The sequence below is a fragment of the Sediminibacillus terrae genome (genome assembly GCF_009602435.1).
GTDB lineage: Bacteria > Bacillota > Bacilli > Bacillales > Amphibacillaceae > Sediminibacillus > Sediminibacillus terrae.
The window spans coordinates 92,047-107,247 of sequence record NZ_VZDQ01000029.1 but is presented as its reverse complement, the minus strand read 5'-3'; the positions used below and the strand labels follow the sequence as shown (position 1 = coordinate 107,247).

At 45.1% G+C, this 15,201-nt stretch carries 15 protein-coding genes; 9 read left to right on the top strand and 6 right to left on the bottom strand.

The window, feature by feature from the left end; translation table 11 throughout:
- Positions 1-90: 90 nt before the first annotated feature.
- The gene (locus F6X55_RS19810) at positions 91-657 is read right to left on the bottom strand and encodes an NADPH-dependent FMN reductase (RefSeq protein WP_026571817.1); all 567 of its coding nucleotides are present in this window, start codon (positions 655-657) and stop codon (positions 91-93) included.
- 12 nt (positions 658-669) lie between these two features.
- Positions 670-1,728 carry an LLM class flavin-dependent oxidoreductase gene (locus F6X55_RS19805; protein WP_026571816.1) on the bottom strand — a complete coding sequence of 353 codons (1,059 nt, stop codon included), beginning with the start codon at positions 1,726-1,728 and terminating at the stop codon, positions 670-672.
- 602 nt (positions 1,729-2,330) lie between these two features.
- Here F6X55_RS19805 and F6X55_RS19800 point away from each other — a divergent pair.
- From F6X55_RS19800 to F6X55_RS19785, 4 genes are all read left to right on the top strand, one after another.
- The gene (locus F6X55_RS19800; RefSeq protein WP_026571815.1) at positions 2,331-2,699 is read left to right on the top strand and encodes a winged helix-turn-helix transcriptional regulator; all 369 of its coding nucleotides are present in this window, start codon (positions 2,331-2,333) and stop codon (positions 2,697-2,699) included.
- 132 nt (positions 2,700-2,831) lie between these two features.
- Complete coding sequence (locus F6X55_RS19795; RefSeq protein WP_153465514.1) at positions 2,832-4,676, top strand: YecA family protein; 1,845 nt, start codon at positions 2,832-2,834, stop codon at positions 4,674-4,676.
- A 419-nt stretch (positions 4,677-5,095) separates the two neighbouring features.
- Positions 5,096-6,115, top strand: coding sequence for a hypothetical protein (locus tag F6X55_RS19790; protein ID WP_153465512.1), 1,020 nt, complete (start codon positions 5,096-5,098; stop codon positions 6,113-6,115).
- A 128-nt stretch (positions 6,116-6,243) separates the two neighbouring features.
- Positions 6,244-6,438 (top strand): DUF4177 domain-containing protein, encoded by a 195-nt coding sequence (locus tag F6X55_RS19785; RefSeq protein ID WP_153465510.1) that lies wholly within the window; start codon positions 6,244-6,246, stop codon positions 6,436-6,438.
- Between the two features lie 68 nt (positions 6,439-6,506).
- Here the strand turns inward: F6X55_RS19785 and F6X55_RS19780 are convergent, their stop codons facing one another.
- Positions 6,507-7,490, bottom strand: coding sequence for an iron-hydroxamate ABC transporter substrate-binding protein (locus F6X55_RS19780; RefSeq protein WP_153465508.1), 984 nt, complete (start codon positions 7,488-7,490; stop codon positions 6,507-6,509).
- A 139-nt stretch (positions 7,491-7,629) separates the two neighbouring features.
- Between F6X55_RS19780 and F6X55_RS19775 the strand changes: the two genes are divergently transcribed.
- The 3 genes from F6X55_RS19775 to F6X55_RS19765 all read left to right on the top strand — a co-directional run bounded on the left by F6X55_RS19775 (position 7,630) and on the right by F6X55_RS19765 (position 11,014).
- The gene (locus F6X55_RS19775) at positions 7,630-8,655 is read left to right on the top strand and encodes a FecCD family ABC transporter permease (protein WP_153465506.1); all 1,026 of its coding nucleotides are present in this window, start codon (positions 7,630-7,632) and stop codon (positions 8,653-8,655) included.
- Positions 8,655-9,665: a FecCD family ABC transporter permease gene (locus tag F6X55_RS19770; protein WP_153465504.1), complete on the top strand. Its 1,011-nt coding sequence runs from the start codon at positions 8,655-8,657 to the stop codon at positions 9,663-9,665. Before F6X55_RS19775 ends, F6X55_RS19770 begins: the two co-directional genes overlap by 1 nt.
- 503 nt (positions 9,666-10,168) lie before the next feature.
- Positions 10,169-11,014 carry an aldo/keto reductase gene (locus F6X55_RS19765; protein ID WP_153465502.1) on the top strand — a complete coding sequence of 282 codons (846 nt, stop codon included), beginning with the start codon at positions 10,169-10,171 and terminating at the stop codon, positions 11,012-11,014.
- Between the two features lie 44 nt (positions 11,015-11,058).
- On the opposite strand, the gene F6X55_RS19760 is transcribed toward F6X55_RS19765, so the two are convergent.
- A complete protein-coding gene (locus F6X55_RS19760; RefSeq protein WP_153465500.1) occupies positions 11,059-11,880 on the bottom strand; it encodes an SDR family oxidoreductase in 822 nt (273 codons plus the stop codon).
- Positions 11,881-12,186: 306 nt separating this feature from the next.
- Between F6X55_RS19760 and F6X55_RS19755 the strand changes: the two genes are divergently transcribed.
- Positions 12,187-13,236: an NAD(P)/FAD-dependent oxidoreductase gene (locus F6X55_RS19755; RefSeq protein ID WP_153465498.1), complete on the top strand. Its 1,050-nt coding sequence runs from the start codon at positions 12,187-12,189 to the stop codon at positions 13,234-13,236.
- Between the two features lie 130 nt (positions 13,237-13,366).
- Here the strand turns inward: F6X55_RS19755 and F6X55_RS19750 are convergent, their stop codons facing one another.
- Together F6X55_RS19750 and F6X55_RS19745 are read right to left on the bottom strand one after the other, a co-directional pair.
- On the bottom strand, positions 13,367-13,738 hold the full coding sequence (locus F6X55_RS19750) for a DoxX family protein (protein ID WP_153465495.1): 372 nt from the start codon (positions 13,736-13,738) through the stop codon (positions 13,367-13,369).
- Between the two features lie 94 nt (positions 13,739-13,832).
- A complete protein-coding gene (locus F6X55_RS19745) occupies positions 13,833-14,420 on the bottom strand; it encodes a vWA domain-containing protein (protein ID WP_153465493.1) in 588 nt (195 codons plus the stop codon).
- Between the two features lie 97 nt (positions 14,421-14,517).
- Between F6X55_RS19745 and F6X55_RS19740 the strand changes: the two genes are divergently transcribed.
- Entirely contained in the window at positions 14,518-15,006 is a 489-nt protein-coding gene (locus F6X55_RS19740) for a hypothetical protein (RefSeq protein ID WP_026569467.1), read from the top strand.
- The last annotated feature ends 195 nt before the right edge of the window (positions 15,007-15,201 follow it).

Genomic DNA, 15,201 nt, shown 5'->3' with positions numbered 1-15,201 from the left:
TCTGTATATATGTAAGTACGAAAACCGAACGAGTCGAATTCGTTCGGTTTTTGTTTTGGTCACTATGCTTTTGTCCCTGTTTCACTTCTTTTAAAAATCGTATTCCGCTTCTTTCGCTTCCCGAATCTGGCTGAATGTCTCGGTTAACACGACAGTGTCCTCTGCCAGCCGACCGATGCGGAACAATACGTCATCATTGACGATTTCTTTGCGGTAAAAATCTTCTTCCTCGATAAACACATACGTTTGCACCATTTGTGCTTTCATATAAGCAAGAATCGGTTTCAACTGCTGCTCGACCATCAAATAATGCTTTGGCGAACCTGCTGTCACCAATATGCTGACGACCTTGTCACGGAACGCATTGACCGGAAGCAGGTCAAAAACATTTTTCAGCGTAGCCGGAATCGACGCCTGAAATACAGGAGTACCGATGACAATCGCATCAGCTTCCATGATTGTCTCCGCTACATATTTTGTATCTCCATCGTATTCCATGTAATTCCGCCCATCACTGAACTGGACATCATACTCAGCCAAATCGATTAACGTCACTTCTGTATCCGGATATTTTTCCTGGAGCGCTTGGACGGTATAGTTCATGGCTGTTCTCGTCTTGCTGCCTACCTTTGAACCGGATAATCCGACAATTTTCACTTCCGCTTCCTCCTAATCCTTTGCTGTATATTTTCTGATCGCTGGTAAAATTTCCGTACCGATCAACTCGATATTTTTCTGCAGTTTATCAAACGGCATGCCTCCGAAGTCGATTTGGGCAATATACCGCTGATGACCGAACAACTCGTGCTGATACAAAATCTTTTCGATGATTTCCTGCGGACTGCCTATGTTCATGATATTATGCGGATCGACCCCTTGTGCAAAATGCTGCTTTGGAAAGCCCTGTCCGTTTGTTTTCTTCATGCCCTCGTTGATGAATGGGTACATGTCTTTGAGTGCCTGCTGAGAAGATTCAGCTGCATAGAAAAAGCCTGCAGTCGCGACCGGCAGTTCGTCCGTATCGAAACCTCTGCTGCGCGCTGCCTCCCGGTATGCATCGACCGAACGTTTGAACACCGTTGCCGGCCCTCCCAAATGCGCAAGGAACATCGGAACCCCTGCATAACCGGCTTTGATCGCGCTGGCAGGAGAACCGCCCACCGCACGCCAAATCGGCATGGAACCAGATTGCGGACGAGGCAGGACACGCGCATTTTTCAATGGCGCCCGGAACTCTCCGCTCCAGTTGACTGTTTCCTGTTCATTGATTTGCCGCAGCAAATCGAACTTCTCTTCAAACAGTTCTTCATAGTCGCGGATATTATAGCCCAATAAATCAAATAATCCAATCCGGGAGGCTCTGCCGGCGATGATTTCCGCTCTTCCTTTGGAAATCAAGTCGAGGGTGGCAAAGTTTTCATAAACACGCACCGGATCAGAGGTACTGATAATCGTCGATGAACTGGCTATTTTGATGTTTTCCGTCGCCTGAGCAATTGCCGAAAGCACCACAGCATGTGCCTGGGTCGCGAAATATTCCTGGTGGCTCTCCCCGACACTAAAGAAATCGATTCCTGCCTGGTCGGCCAGTTTTGCGTATTCAATGATTTCATGCAGCCGCTGTTCTGCTGAAATCCTCTCTCCTGTCAATGGGTTCGGCAAATGATCGCCCAATGTATAAATCCCAAATTCCAATCCTTTGTTTTTATCGATTCGATATTTTTCCATATTCCTTCCACCTTTCAGCAAACTTGACTTCCTGACCGTTTCTTTGTTGCCAGGATAGTTGAGGCTAATGATGAAACAAACTGCTTTTAACAGCTTTCCCCGCCCCCGCTGGCCGCTAGTCCTGCATTCTCGGTCAGCTTCGCCATTTACAATGAGTTTGGCTAATCGTTCCTGTTCACCAACCTATTATTCTTCGGTCATATGCTTGTTTCTTTCTTTTTTATTGACACACACATAGAAAATAAACGGTAATAAAATAATTAACGCTATTACAAAATAACTCACTATTTCCAAAGGAAAGAGAAGTTTATTCAGCAAAAATAAAGATAAAATTATCGTCGAAAATATAAGTCAAACTTTCCAATATCTTTTAAGTAAATAATTATTACCTTCTTTGTTTTGATGTCCGTAAGGTAAAACTCTTCTCTGTCTACAAACCTAATTCCATTCCTTTGTTTTGGATGATAGGAAAAGCTTCCACAAAATTTCCGCCTTTCTTTTTTCCCTGTGCACTGTTATTGTAAAAGATATAAACAAATAATGTAAGTACCCACTTAGAAGTGCTATAGTATACTAAAAGATACCATGAGAAGGTGAACTTCATGACAATCGAACCGGATTTGTGCAAAGTAGAAGATGCGTTGGGCATCCTGGTTGGTAAATGGAAGCCGATTATCCTGCTTCATTTGCTGAAGGACGGCACGAAACGTTTCAGCGATCTTAAACGTAGTGTGCCGGGAATTACGCAAAAAATGCTGACAAAACAGTTGCGTGAACTGGAAGAAGAGGATATTATTAAGCGTGTCGTTTATCCGCAAGTACCGCCGAAAGTGGAATATTCGATCACGGAATACGGCATGAGCTTACAACCGATTCTGGAGGCGATGCATGAATGGGGAACCCGGCATACCCTCCACAAGCAACAGAAAAACAACTACAAAGCTCTTAAAACCGTTTCCTCAGACGAATAATGTTACAATGGCAAGGCTGCTTACGGCAGCCTTTTTGGTGTGCTAGCTCCTACATAGATTGAAATGCTTTCTGTCCATCCGGGCAGGCAAACGAAACATTAAGAGAAAAACCTAACGCAAAGGAGAATACAGATGATTACGAAAGTTGGCAGAAATGACCCGTGCCCTTGCGGCAGCGGGAAAAAATATAAAAAATGCTGTATGAAGAAAGACAATGTCGTTCAACTGCAAGAGGTGAAAGAAGAACGGTTTGCCCAGCAAAAGCTCAACATGGTCAACCAGTTGAACGATTTTATCCTGGACAAGCTGTCCATCAATGCTTATCATCCGTTGGAAGCTGAGTTTAAAAAGCGGGCAAACAGCGGACTTGGAGGCAATCAACGGGGATTTTTCAATTTCTGGCTGTATTTCTTCCATCGATATGACAATGGCTTGCGCGGAATTGAATGGTTCCTGGCCGAAAACGAACAGCGTCTTTCCCCAGAAGAAAAACAAATGGCGGAACGTTGGGTGCGGATGAAGCCGAAAATGATTGAAGCAATCGACAGTAACGAGAAAGAGGCTATTTTCCGAGAACAGTTCCGCGGAGAAACATTCAACCTTCCCATCACGAAGGAAAACCTTCCACAAGTTTTTCCTTGGCACGGAACATTGGCGCTGCTTGAGCCTGTCGATGATTCTTACTACTTCAACGGAGTGAGGTCGTTGGTTTCACCCAAGCAATTTTATCACGCAGTAAATTTCATCAGGGATTTAAAAACGGAAAACGGTGCTGACCTGGAGCAAGTCTTGCTGGAATACTATCCTGAAATACTGGGAGCCCTTGTGAACGGTCCAGAAACAGAAGAACGCGCCAAACAGGAAAAAGTAACTTACACTTACATGTTCCTGTTGAACGACAAAGACGAGGCAGAACGTTTTTTATACAACGATGAGGATTTCGGCATCGATGAATGGGGAGTTACCCATAAGAGACTGACTTGGTTGAGCAACGTCCAGGAATATAGCGACAGCGAAATAAATGGAAAGGTCCATTTGTCGGAAGTGAACGCCACCTTGGAAATCGAAAACAAGTCATTGACCTTCACGACAACCGACCGGGAAACCGTCGACGCCTTCTTGCGAAAAGTGGAAAAGACCAACGGTGCAATTTCTTATGCGGAAAACTTTGAACAGCGCTTCATGCTTCCCGTACAGATAGACAGTAAGCAATTGGCTATTTCCTCTGATGAAGGAGTGCCGGAATATATCGCTTTATACGCCCATCATTCCTTGCATACCGATGTGGATAAGAAAATCCCGGTTTATGACAACCAATCTTTACGGGAACTCGTCTCGGCCGGACAAGTGGAACTTGCCGAACAATGGCTGAAGCAGGCCGAAAATGATATGCATCGAATGGTTCATGAAAGATACGGAGCTGTCGATATCACTCCCGACTTCAATACCGTCAGGAAAGAACTCGGCCTGCCGCTGTCACCATTTGTGACTGGAGGAGAAAACCGTCATACCAGCATCCGACCAGTTTCTCCCGAGCCTCGGGAACACGTGGTGTCCGAAGCCGATATTCCAATTTATGAAAAACTCGGATTCACGGCGGACACGGTAAATGCATTTTACGTTAAAGACATCGTTGCTTGTTACAAAGAAAAAACGGACGGAAAATCGGAAGGAACGGAACGTAAATACCGTAACAGTCTGTTTGATATAAGAGAGGCTTTGGAAGCAAGGGACAAGCAAAGCTGGGAAGCGTGTGATTTGGCATTCTGGCGTGATCTGTTATTGGTCGATTTCTTCGCTTTAAACAAAGAAGTCAGCAAGTCGATGATCAAGGATATGGTCACAACGGTAAAAGCGCTGACCAAGTGGCTGGCCAATGAAGGCAAGCTCACAATCGACAAACAGGTTGCCGCTGCCGCGAAAGACTACCAAATGGAAATGCTGGAAATCTATGAAACAGAGTATGAGCATAAATAAAGTGGCCGGGACATAATCATGGCCACAAAAGAAAAAACGAACGGATATGATATATAAATCAAATCCGTTCGTTTTTTAATTTTTGTGTGCCATAGATAGACTTCTTATTATCCTGTTGTTTGATGCGTGCTTCGTATCGCTGCGGCAAGATACTGCGCGTTCCTTCAACTCCCTCAGAAAGCAGCAACCGCTGTTTCGCGTGATTTTCAGCTCCTGCTGTTACCCTCGGAGTCTCCGAATCTTGCATCCGCTAGTTTTCGTGGTCTGATTTCCGCACGTAATAGACTGCGGCTTCTTATCCTATTTTATCATGGCATTTCACCAACCACCGAAGCTTCGAATATTTGCATCTACCAAATCGCACCAATAAGGTGTAGAATATTTTTGTTCAGAATCTATTTATCAGGAAGGAATTCAACATGAAAAATTTATATTTTTTACTGGCAGTAGCTGCACTGGTTGCTTTAGCTGCTTGCAACACTACCAAGATCGAAGAAAAAACCCAAGCAAAAAGCGAGAACTCTCAAACAAGTCAAGGAGAAACAGTTCCCCAGGACATTATGTTTGAAGCTTACCTCGCAAGTGACCAGCTAAGCGACGATGGGCAAATCCCAGTACTAATTGCAGCCAAAAACAACACGGATGAGAAAATCGAAATTGGGGAAGATGATTTTTCGATTTGGACAGAGATCGATGGAGAGCAACACGGCTATCAGCTAACCGCCGATAATGATATCCGTACGGAAACTATTGAACGTCAATCTAAAGGTTATCTTTATACTGACATGATCACTGATTTACAAGCCACCCAAAAGCCACTTCTAGCAGAGGATTTCAACTTGAAGTACGAAGGGGAGTATCTGGATATGCCTGTGACGATAAACTTACACCAGGAAGTACCAGAATCGTATGCAGGTATTTTGAAAGAACAAAAACAGGAAGCAGAAGCACCGATCGATGCAACTGATGAGATAGCTGCAAGCGAGAGTATTGAGCAGCCAGCTGATGAACAAGCTGGAAGCACGCCAGAAAGCATCAACGGTTTCATCCCCGAAGACAGACTCAAGGTTACCGCTTATCAAATGGAAGCCAGAAACAATCAGCTCGCAAAAGCTTATATCCGGGTCGAAAACTTGTCGGATGAGGAAGTTCACTATGATGCAACAAGATGCTTTGTCTTCGATACCGGGGAAGAATATTCTGAAGCCGACTTACATGACGATGCATTCGATTCTACAATGACAGTTCCGCCACATGGCAAAATCGATTACATAGATTATTTCCAGCTTGAAAGCAAATATGATGAAGATCTAGACGCTGAAGATATCATCAAAAATATATATGGCATACATTATCAAGACGACCAGTTTTTTGAAGTCATAGACATTTACGGGAACTATGAGGAAGAACTGCCAAGTGATTTCTCAGAGATAGAATAAAAATATAAATGATAGTTTAAGTGGATTGGCTGTCGCCCTATGATTTCAAAGCCATACACTCATGTTTCCTAGAAATTGAAACCTTCCTCCTTTTTAAAGCGTATTCACTTAAAAAGGAGGTAATTGCTTTGTATGAACATAAATTTATAAAAATCGAATTGGATTACAAACAAAAGCCTAAAGAGGATTACTATAGCATTGTTTCCGAACATGAAAAAGAGGGATGGGAATTGGTTCAAATTTTCGCCCCACCAACAAAAAGCTATGGATTGGCTTCCTTTTTCGAACTGATTTTCAAACGAAAAAAACATGAAAGCAACTAAAGTCCACTGTTTTTAACGCAAAAAGAGCCTATCCTGCACGGATAGGCTCTTCCAGTCTCTACTGGTTATTATTCTGTCAAACTCTCCACTGCAACATCAATCATTTGTTCATTCGCAACCGGTCCGGTATATAGCCAGCTGGATTCTGGTCCATACTCGTAAATGTTGTCGTTTTTGACAGCTGGGATGTTCTGCCAGATGTCATCCTGCAGCGCTTCAGCACCTTCCCCGTCACTGTTGATCAGGAAGATATGATCAGCGTCAAGCTCAGCCAACTTCTCCAGGGAAATTTCCGACCAGTTCGCTTCAGAGCTTTCAGATATCTCTTTCACAACATTCGGCAGTGCCAGACCAAGATCATTGTATAGGACGTCACCGCTGGAAAGGTTATCACTCACGATATAGAAAGTTCCTCCTACCAGCCAGATAGCGGCTACAGATTCGTCGCCAATCGCTGTTTGGATTTTCTCGCCGGCTTCTTCTGCTTTTTGTTTATATTCATCCAACTCTTTCTGAACATCATCTTCCCTGCCGAAGATCTCGCCGATTTGCTTAAACTCTTCCCGCCAGTCATTGTTTTGTTCGGTTCCGACGACATACGTCGGGGCAATGCTGCTGTATTGCTCATATTTGTTGCCTTCCACCATTTCTGCGGAATCCATGATAATCAAATCGGGATCATGGCTTGCGACCGTTTCATACGGAAGGTCATGCGGAATGGTCGGGACATCGCCCAGCGAGTCCTGCAAGTAATCCTGGATGCTTGCTCCATCCTGTACAGACCACTGTGCGACAGGTGTAATATCCAAAGCCACCAGATAATCTTCCAAATAGGAAGCAATCACCCGCTCTGGATTTTCGGGAATAGTGACTTCGTTTCCCATTGCATCGGTCAACGTCCGTTCACCGGATTCGTTTTCCGTTTCGGTTTGTTTATTCTCATTATCGCTATCAGAGGCATTATCCTCATCCTGATTATTTCCACAAGCAGATAAAACAAAGAAACAGACTAGCAAGCTGGTAAATATGTAAAGATAACTTTTCTTTTTCATGTCTTTATCCTCCTGATTATCTAATTGACATCTTAAATGATAACAATTCTCATTATCAATGACAAGCTTTATTTTATATTGGCAGTATATTATAATGATAGGTATTCTCACTACCGATTATCCATGAGGAGTATTACATATGGCAAACATTACAGCTGCAGACAAAGGACCCCGCCCTCTCCTTGCTACGGTTATTTTAATAGGCGGACTGGCAGTTCTACTGTTGACGATGGGACTGTCTATTTTATATGGAGCCGCAGACGTGAAATATGCAACGATTTGGCAAAGCATCTACCAATTCGATGCTTCCTCCACTTCGCACCAAATCATCCGGAATTTACGGATTCCCAGAGCCTTGGCAGCTGCTCTGATCGGTGCCGCCTTAGCTATGTCCGGGGCGATCATGCAAGGGATGACACGAAATCCCCTTGCTTCTCCCTCGATTATGGGAGTAACTTCCGGAGCGGCATTCATGATGGCAGTCGCACTGGTAGTCACCCCGTCAGCATCCAGCATAACCATGATGCTGTGGGCGTTCGCCGGCGCAGGATTGGGTACCGGAATCGTTTTTGCCGTCGGCTCGATTTCCAAAACCGGACTTACACCGGTCAAACTGGCATTGGCAGGTACTGCGGTTACTGCGATGCTTAATTCGCTCTCATCAGGTATCTCGATTCATTTCAATATCGCGAAGGATATGAGTTTCTGGTACGCAGGAGGCGTATCCAGCGTACAGTGGGTGCATGTAAAATTACTCGCTCCCATCGTCATCATCGGTATCATTCTGGCTCTGCTGCTCGCCCGTTCGATCACCGTCATGAATTTAGGGGAAGATGTGGCCAGAGGGCTCGGCCAGCGAACAGGCCTAATTAAATTCGCAGGCACGATCGTCGTCCTTTTGCTTACAGGTGCGGCAGTATCGGTCGCAGGCACCATCGGTTTTATTGGTCTTGTGATTCCACACATCACCCGCTTCCTGGTAGGAATCAATTACCGCTGGATCATTCCCTGTTCGGCCATTTTGGGCGCGATCCTGCTTGTAGCCGCCGACACCGTATCGCGAATGATCAATCCGCCTTTCGAAACACCGGTCGGAACGGTTACCGCTTTAATAGGTGTTCCCTTCTTTCTTTATTTAGCACGTCGTGAAGGGAGATCGTTATAATGAGCAAGCAAACAAAGAAAAAAACGTGGCTGATCGGCCTTGCTTTATTCCTGGCCATCATCGCGACATTGGTGTTAAGTCTTAATCTCGGCGTTATCCGGATTTCTCCGCTGGAGATTTTTCGGACAGTGACCGGAAACGGTGACGCCCAGAACGAAATGGTATTATTTCAATTCCGGTTGCCGCGAATGACTATCGCGTTATTAATCGGAGCTGGGATGACTGTCTCCGGCGCCCTGCTGCAAAGTGTGACGCGCAATGAATTGGCGGATCCCGGTATCATCGGCATCAATGCAGGAGCAGGCTTCGCCGTTGTGTTGTACATTTTCCTGTTTGAAGGCAGCACTGTTGTCTCCGACTCTTTGTCGATTTACATGATGCCCTTATCTGCTTTGATCGGAGCAATAACAGCAGCGGTTCTGATTTACACGATTTCATGGAAAAACGGTGTATCGCCTATCCGGCTCGTATTGGTCGGGATCGGAATCAACAGTGCCTTCGCCGCACTGATCATCATTTTCCAATTGAAAATGGACCCAGATGATTTCACCAGGGCAACCGTCTGGCTGTCCGGCAATATTTCCGGTACAGACTGGAGTTATGTGCTCGCATTGTTGCCATGGATCATCCTCTTTGTCCCGCTTGCGATATATAAAGGGAAATCACTGAACACCCTTTATCTGGGGGAAGACGTCGCCCAGGGACTCGGAACAAAAGTGGAACGGGAACGAATGACCGTGCTGTTCATCGCAGTTGCTCTGGCAGGTGCCAGCGTGGCAGTCGGCGGAGGGATTGCCTTTCTCGGACTGGTCGTCCCACACTTGTCGAAAAAACTAGTCGGCCCTACCCACGAACGATTCTTGCCGATCGCCGCATTGATGGGAGCTTTGTTGTTAGTCGTGGCAGATACAATTGGAAGAAACATCCTTGCACCATCGGAGATACCGGTCGGTCTCATCGTATCCATCATCGGCGGTAGTTACTTTATCTATTTGTTGATGAAAACCTAATGAAAACAGTAGGCGGCCGGGACAAAAGCATGGCCACCAAAACAAAAAACGAGCGAGTTTGAACAATCAATCAAATTCGCTCGTTTTTTAATATTTGTATTCCTTAGATAGACTTCTTATTATCCTGTTAGTTGATGAGTAGTTCGTATCGCTATGCAAGATTACTACGCTTTCCACGGGCACGGCTTCCACTTCCTCAGAAAGCACAAAACGCTTTCTTGCGGGATTTTCAGCTCGTGCTGTTCCCGTTGGAGTCTCCATTTCTTGCCTCCGCTGCGTTTACGGGGGCTAATTTTATATAATCAAGACAAAATACCGCGGGGATTGATTTCTATCCTATTGTTTACAATATTTGTATATACTTCCATCTGAATTCCAGTAAGAAGAATAGCCCGAAGCCCCAATTTTATGGTAAACCCACAACGCCATCGAAAACAGCAATCAGGAAAAATAGTCCGAATTATGATAATCTTATAAATCAATGATAGAAAGGAGCGAATAGAATGAACAACCAAATTCCAGAAGTGACCCTGCATGATGGTTTGGAACTCCCGGTAATCGGCTTGGGTACTTATGCCCTTAACGGCAATGAAGGCGCTGCTGCAATTCAGCGTGCTATCGAAGAAAACGGCTATCGGCTGATCGACTCCGCTTACAATTATGAAAACGAGGGTACGGTTGGCGAAGCGGTGAAACGCAGTGCTGTTCCCCGGGAAAAACTGCGCATCACATCCAAATTGCCGGGACGTTATCAAACTTATGAGAAAGCAATCAAAACAGTCCAGGAATCCTTGTATCGTGCCAGCCTGGATTATTATGACCTCTACCTGATTCATTGGCCCAATCCGAAACAGGATCACTACGTAGAAGCATGGCAAGCATTGATCGATGCAAAAAAACAAGGGCTGATCCGCTCGATTGGCGTATGCAATTTCCTTCCCGACCATTTAAAAAGACTGGAGAAGGAAACGGGAGAAAAACCAAGCATCAACCAGATCGAACTGCATCCTTACTTCAACCAAGGACCACAAAGAAAGTGGCATGAAGAAAACAGCATTAAGACAGAATCGTGGAGTCCGCTTGGACATGGCAACGACATCCTACAGCAAGTTACGATCCAGCAAATCGCAGAACGCCATCAAAAATCTGCAGCACAAGTCGTGTTACGCTGGCATTATCAATTAGGGGCTATCTCTATCCCGAAATCTGCAAATCCGGACAGGCAACGGGAAAACATTTCGATTTTTGATTTCTCACTGGACGACGCGGAAATGAACAGTATCTCCTCCATGACCAAACCGGACGGACGCATCAACGACCAGGATCCTGCCGTTTACGAAGAGTATTGAAAAAAAGAGTGTTCATCCTGCATACGGGGATGAACACTCTCCTTTTATTCTGTGGTGTTTTTCCAGCTATCGTCCATGACCATTTTTCCCGGCCAAGTGTACGCCGTTATTCCACCGTCGACAATCATGTCCTGTCCGGTCATATAAGAGCTATCATCAGAAACCAGAAACAGAACAGCCGTTGCGATTTCTTCTGGATCACCAAGACGACCTAGCGGTGCGAGCCATTTATTCGATTCTCTGAACTGCCGACCGCTTTTCTCTTCCTTCGTGCCAGCAAGCTTGTCAATCAGTGGCGTCTCAATCGTACCCGGCGAAACGGAATTGGCCCGGATCCCCTGCCTTCCGTAGTCAATCGCGATGGATTTCGTAAAATTAATGATCGCCCCTTTTGCCGCATTGTAGCCAGAACGATCTAAATCGGCAAAGCTGCCCGACATCGACGCGTTGTTGACGATCGCGCCTCCTTTATCGAGCATCAGCGGGATAAAATACCTGCTCATCAAAAAAGTACCGCGCAGGTCCGTTTGTTGAATCTCATCAAACAGTTCAACTTGGTATTCATGTACTTTTCCGCCCTCTTGATCCGTCCCTGCGTTGTTGAACAAAGCATCAATCCGTCCAAATTCTTCTTTTACCTGATCAGCAAAGCCTTCCACTTCTTCCTCCTTGGATACATCAACCCGGTATGTTTTCACAGTGCCTCCATTATCCCGGATTTCTTTCGCAGTACCTTCCAGTTCTTCCTGCTTGATATCCGCTATCACTACCGTCGCACCTTCGTTCGCAAAAACTTTTGCAGTCGCTTCTCCGATGCCGGTCGCACCGCCTGTGATGACTGCCACTTTATCGTTTAACTTGCCCATGCTCTTCCTCCTTTTTTCATTTGGGTTGTATTTTCTTGTCGTTCCACGTCTGTCCCTGTTTTAAACAGCTTGTAATCACATACCGCTTGAAGAAAATACCGTAAATCTCAAGAAATACGGAGTTTCGTTTCCCATTCTCTTTTCGATACTTCTATCACATGTTATTGAGTTACTTCTTTGCTTGTGGTAAGATTTAATTGATATTGAAAATCATTATCATTTAAACGATGATTCATTACATACAGCTCGAGAAGTCGCTACTTACATCCACCGCATCAATACTTTTCAACCAAGGAGGAGAAGAAAATGAACGAAGAAGAATTGTACGATGTGACCATCATAGGAGGCGGTCCTGCCGGATTATATTCCACTTTTTACAGTGGACTGCGGGCGATGAAAACGAAACTGATCGAATATCAGCCGCATCTCGGCGGCAAAATCCATGTCTATCCGGAAAAAATGATATGGGATGTCGGGGGCCTGACCCCCGTTTCTGGTGAAAAACTGATAGAGCAACTGGTTGCACAAGGGCTTACCTTTGAGCCGACAGTTGCACTGAATGAAAAAGTCGTGAAAATCACCCGGAACGATGAAAACCATTTTGTTCTGCATACGGCAGCCGGACTAAAACATTATTCAAAAACGGTCATCGTCGCTGTCGGCGGTGGTATATTGAAGCCGCAAAAGCTCGAGATCGACGGTGCGGAAAAATACGAAGTAGCCAACCTGCATTACACGGTGAAATCTTTGAATCAATTCAAGGATAAAACCGTCATTATTTCAGGTGGCGGAAATGCTGCAGTAGACTGGGCAAACGAACTTATCCCATTCGCCAAACAGGTTTATTTAACGTATCGAAAGGATGCTCTCAAGGGACATGAAGCGCAGGTCGAACAGTTGAAAAACAGTCCGGCGGAATGTTACTTCCATACTTCCATCACCAAATTGGTCGCAAGTAAAACAAAAGAGAAAATAAAATCAGTGGAGTTGACCAACCACCTGACAAACGAAGTAACCGAACTTCCCATTGATGAAGTCATCATCAACCATGGCTACGAACGGGACACGGAGCTGTTGAAAAACTGCTCCATGGACATAAAAAAACGCGACAATTATTTTATCGAGGGAAACCCGTCAAGCGAATCATCGGTGGACGGACTGTTTGCTGCCGGAGATATTCTCAAATATGACGGGAAAGTACACCTCATCGCCGGTGCTTTCCAAGATGCAGCCAATGCCGTCAACCGGGCAAAGCAATACATTGAGCCGGATGCCCAAGAGTACGGCATGGTATCCTCCCATAATGAAATCTTCAAGCAGCGGAACAAAACGTTGATCAACCAAATGGTGCAATAAACAAGACCGACTGAAATGGCAAACCCGACAGCCCTCTTTGGACTGTCGGGTTTACTCATTCGTATCGACCGTTACTTTCTTTCTAAGACCCTTGGTCGATAAATTGGACTTCGACTTTTCATAGTAGTTTTCAGCCTTCTTTTCTTCCAAGCTTCAATGCCCCGACAACCAACGGAAACTGGAGGGGTAAACGCAACCATAGAATCCAAGGGTTTGCTGGTTTTCCCGGCCGGAACGATATTCTTTTCACAGCCATATATACATTTGCCGGAAAAACTGCCATCATAAAAAGCGCCAAGAATTTCCCTGTTAGCTGCTGCCCTTTTTTCACCCAGAGCAGTACGGAAAAAATCATTTCCACTATCCCTGTGATTAGTACAATGGAGCGTCGAAAGGGAATTACTTTAGGCACGATTCTGCGAAAGCCCCGCTCACGCGCAAAATGCAAAATGCCTGCTCCAAACAAGATAATAGAATAGAGCGTTCGAAAAGACACTTTCATATGTAGGACTCCTTCCTCGTACTCTTTTCATAACCAACCCTGCTATTATCCAAACATATTTGCCTGGACACGGTATTCGTGCCCAGGCACGGGATCATCGTCTGCCTCGTTTCTCCATCATCATTTCATTTACTTGATCATACATGGTTGCCATACCCTCGGCGGACGCTTCAAATGCATGGGCATCTTCTTCCTCGATCCCCATCCGGCTCGCTTCGACTGCCACATCGATGTTAGCCCCCAGAAAAATAAACTGCCAGTCATGCAGCTGTTTTTGCCGCTTAATCAAGCGTTGCACTTTTTCATAGCTGAATTCTTTACTGGCATTTTCCATTCCATCGGTAGTGATGACAAACAACACCTCATCCGGTCTGTCTTCAAATCCTGCTTGTAAATGTCGTCGATCGACATCTAGAATCGTCCTCCCAACAGCATCCAGCAAGGCGGTCGAACCTCTGACAACATATTCATTGCTTGTCAACACAGCTTGCTCCGCGTCCATCCCTTCCCACAATATATCGTATTCATGGTCAAATAAAACAGTGGTTACTGTCGTAGTACCCTCCAAACGGCGCTGCTTTTCCATCATAGCATTGAAGCCGCCAATGGTATCACTTTCCAAACCGCTCATCGAGCCGCTCCGATCGAGTAAGAAAATAATCTCCGTCACCTTTTGTTTCATCGATTCCTCATCCTTTCGTATGCTTTCGATGCTATAATGATAACAACAAAAACAAAGGAACAGGTCGCCTTTGAAGCGACAATGAGGAGGCCCGATCATGCTTGATCAAAACACGCTGGAAGCGTTGCAGGAATACGTGGAAATGCATCGAATCAGCATGAACATGCCGCTATATGAGTCAGAAAGTATCTTTTCCGTAGACAGCGAAACGAATATAGCGGATTTAGAAGACTATATAAAGGAAAAACAGTCCCCTTCCTTTTCCGAAACACTCTTTGCGTTCATCGACGAGAAAGGATATACCGATTCTGAGGTGTATAAACGGGCCGGACTCGACAGAAGACTGTTCTCCAAAATCAGATCCAACCCGGATTACAAAACAAGCAAACAAACCGCCGCTGCCCTGGCAATCGGATTGCGATTAGAAGAAACAAAAACCGAAGAATTGTTAGATGCCGCCGGCTATTCCCTTTCATACAATGATCCCTTTGACCTCGTGATCCGTTTTTGTTTGCAAAACGGCACGTATGATATCGACGAAGTGAATCAGGCATTGGAATACATGGGAGTAAAGACGTTGTGGTAAACAAATGAAGGAGAGCTTCCGGGTTGGGAACTCTCTTTCATTAGGATGGTATTACTTTGCTCATCTTTGGTGGCGAATTGATCATCTTTTTATGTAAGTTGATTCTCTTTGGCGTAGAGTTGATCCTCTTTACAGGGAATTTGCTCTTCTTAGAGGATTTATGACCTTCTTTTATCGACTTGATCATCTTTTGCC

What these genes read in the sequence shown, in the direction of transcription:
- F6X55_RS19805 (WP_026571816.1), bottom strand. Translation starts at nt 1,728, where the DNA reads ATGGAAAAATATCGAATCGATAAAAACAAAGGATTGGAATTTGGGATT.
- F6X55_RS19800 (WP_026571815.1), top strand. Translation starts at nt 2,331, where the DNA reads ATGACAATCGAACCGGATTTGTGCAAAGTAGAAGATGCGTTGGGCATC.
- F6X55_RS19795 (WP_153465514.1), top strand. Translation starts at nt 2,832, where the DNA reads ATGATTACGAAAGTTGGCAGAAATGACCCGTGCCCTTGCGGCAGCGGG.
- F6X55_RS19790 (WP_153465512.1), top strand. Translation starts at nt 5,096, where the DNA reads ATGAAAAATTTATATTTTTTACTGGCAGTAGCTGCACTGGTTGCTTTA.
- F6X55_RS19780 (WP_153465508.1), bottom strand. Translation starts at nt 7,490, where the DNA reads ATGAAAAAGAAAAGTTATCTTTACATATTTACCAGCTTGCTAGTCTGT.
- F6X55_RS19775 (WP_153465506.1), top strand. Translation starts at nt 7,630, where the DNA reads ATGGCAAACATTACAGCTGCAGACAAAGGACCCCGCCCTCTCCTTGCT.
- F6X55_RS19770 (WP_153465504.1), top strand. Translation starts at nt 8,655, where the DNA reads ATGAGCAAGCAAACAAAGAAAAAAACGTGGCTGATCGGCCTTGCTTTA.
- F6X55_RS19765 (WP_153465502.1), top strand. Translation starts at nt 10,169, where the DNA reads ATGAACAACCAAATTCCAGAAGTGACCCTGCATGATGGTTTGGAACTC.
- F6X55_RS19760 (WP_153465500.1), bottom strand. Translation starts at nt 11,880, where the DNA reads ATGGGCAAGTTAAACGATAAAGTGGCAGTCATCACAGGCGGTGCGACC.
- F6X55_RS19755 (WP_153465498.1), top strand. Translation starts at nt 12,187, where the DNA reads ATGAACGAAGAAGAATTGTACGATGTGACCATCATAGGAGGCGGTCCT.
- F6X55_RS19750 (WP_153465495.1), bottom strand. Translation starts at nt 13,738, where the DNA reads ATGAAAGTGTCTTTTCGAACGCTCTATTCTATTATCTTGTTTGGAGCA.
- F6X55_RS19745 (WP_153465493.1), bottom strand. Translation starts at nt 14,420, where the DNA reads ATGAAACAAAAGGTGACGGAGATTATTTTCTTACTCGATCGGAGCGGC.
- F6X55_RS19740 (WP_026569467.1), top strand. Translation starts at nt 14,518, where the DNA reads ATGCTTGATCAAAACACGCTGGAAGCGTTGCAGGAATACGTGGAAATG.